At 30.5% G+C, this 1,650-nt stretch carries 1 protein-coding gene and 1 pseudogene; one reads left to right on the top strand and one right to left on the bottom strand.

Translation table 11 applies throughout. The features are described from left to right. Window positions 1–241: 241 nt before the first annotated feature. Window positions 242–1,444, top strand: a complete 1,203-nt coding sequence (locus tag L8X38_RS08345) for a major outer membrane protein (protein WP_263661764.1) — start codon at window positions 242–244, stop codon at window positions 1,442–1,444. 23 nt (window positions 1,445–1,467) lie between these two features. Here the strand turns inward: L8X38_RS08345 and L8X38_RS08350 are convergent. Beyond that, window positions 1,468–1,650: pseudogene (locus tag L8X38_RS08350) on the bottom strand (peroxide stress protein YaaA); the annotation flags it as partial.

Raw genomic sequence — 1,650 nt, forward strand, 5'->3', positions numbered from 1 at the left:
TAAACCCTCAGTTTCCAAACATTAACTATCAAAGAGCATAATTACACTTGTAAAAGCAAACATTCATAGATAACTCCTTAGTTTTTAAAGATCTAGTTTCAAACTAGATCTTTAAAGATAATTCAATCTATAAATACAACCCTTTAATATATTTTTATCGTTTTTATTTACTTTAAGAATTCTTATATAAAACTATGCTATAATACAAGCCATAGTTTTAATTTTAATAAGGAGAATTCTCATGAAACTAGTTAAACTTAGTTTAGTAGCAGCTTTAGCTGCAGGTGCTTTTTCAGCAGCTAACGCTGTTTCACTTGAAGAAGCTATAAAAGATGTTGATGTATCAGGAATGTTCAGATATAGATTTGAATCTGATAGAAGAGATATTGGCAATACAATTGTAGATGGTTACAACAGCTCTAAAGAAAACAAGCATAAATTTAAATCTCAATTAAATTTCAAAGCAGCTTTAGATGATAACTTCAAAGCTTTTGTTCAATTCCAATATAGTACAAGTGAACTTGGTTTTAATAGCCCAAATGCTAAAGCTGAAACTGATACTGATAGTACTTTTGCAGTTCAACAAGCTTACTTAGAATATACTAATGAAGCTTACGCTACAAATGTAATCTTTGGTAAAATGGAAGTTGGTTCTATTTGGACTGATGATGCAGTAGGAACAGGAGCTAAAATTCTTAATAATTCTATCGAAGGTTTAACTTTTGCTGGTTATTGGTTTGATAGCTTCAATGTTACAAGCGATGGAGATTTTACAGGTTTAGGTATTGCTGATACTTCTTTATATGGTGCTGCTGTATTAGGTGATTTTGATCCATTTGCTTTCCAAGTATGGGCTGCTTATTCAAATAATTGGGCATTTTTATATGCAGTAGATGCTAGCTATAAATTTGCATTCAATGATATGGCTAACTTCAAAATCCAAGCTCAATACTTAGGAAATAGCTTAGATAGTGATAAAGAAAAATTAGGTCTAGATAATAGCAATTTCTACGCTGCTCAATTACAAGGACAAATTTCTGCTTTTGATTTCCAAGCAGGTATCGTTGGTTATGGTGAAAAAGACAAAGCTAGCTTAGTAGTTTTAGAAGATAAAGGTAGAGTAATCGCTCCAGGTGAGCAAATTTTCTATTCTGAAGGTAGTGATTTAAGAGGTAGTACAGGTGAAAACTTCTTCTATTTTGCAGGTTTAGGTTATACTTTTGCTGAAACTGTTAGAGTAGGATTTGATTATATCGGTGGTAAATCTGAACAAGTTGGTCATGATATAGATAAAAATGAATATATTGCAAGAGTATCTTACGCATATAGTCCAAAACTTACATTTAGCGGCTTCTATTCTTACTTAACTGAAGATTATAACACCAATGGTGTTCATGATAGCGATGATCAATTCATCAGACTTGAAGCTCTATACAAATTCTAATTATAAAAGCTAAGCCAAAAGGCTTAGCTTACTATATCTAAAATTATCTCTTCTTTTAATCCTTGTATTTTAATTTCTTTTATTTTTAAATCATTAGGTAGATTTTTAAGCAAAGCTTCTTTATTATGTATATTTTTACTTGCTAATACTCTTAGTATTTTACCCCTATAAGCTTTAGCAAAATGACTTAAAGTTTTGGAATTTTT

The organism is Campylobacter sp. CNRCH_2014_2452 (assembly GCF_025772865.1).
GTDB lineage: Bacteria > Campylobacterota > Campylobacteria > Campylobacterales > Campylobacteraceae > Campylobacter_D > Campylobacter_D lari_D.

What these genes read in the sequence shown, in the direction of transcription:
- L8X38_RS08345 (WP_263661764.1), top strand. Translation starts at nt 242, where the DNA reads ATGAAACTAGTTAAACTTAGTTTAGTAGCAGCTTTAGCTGCAGGTGCT.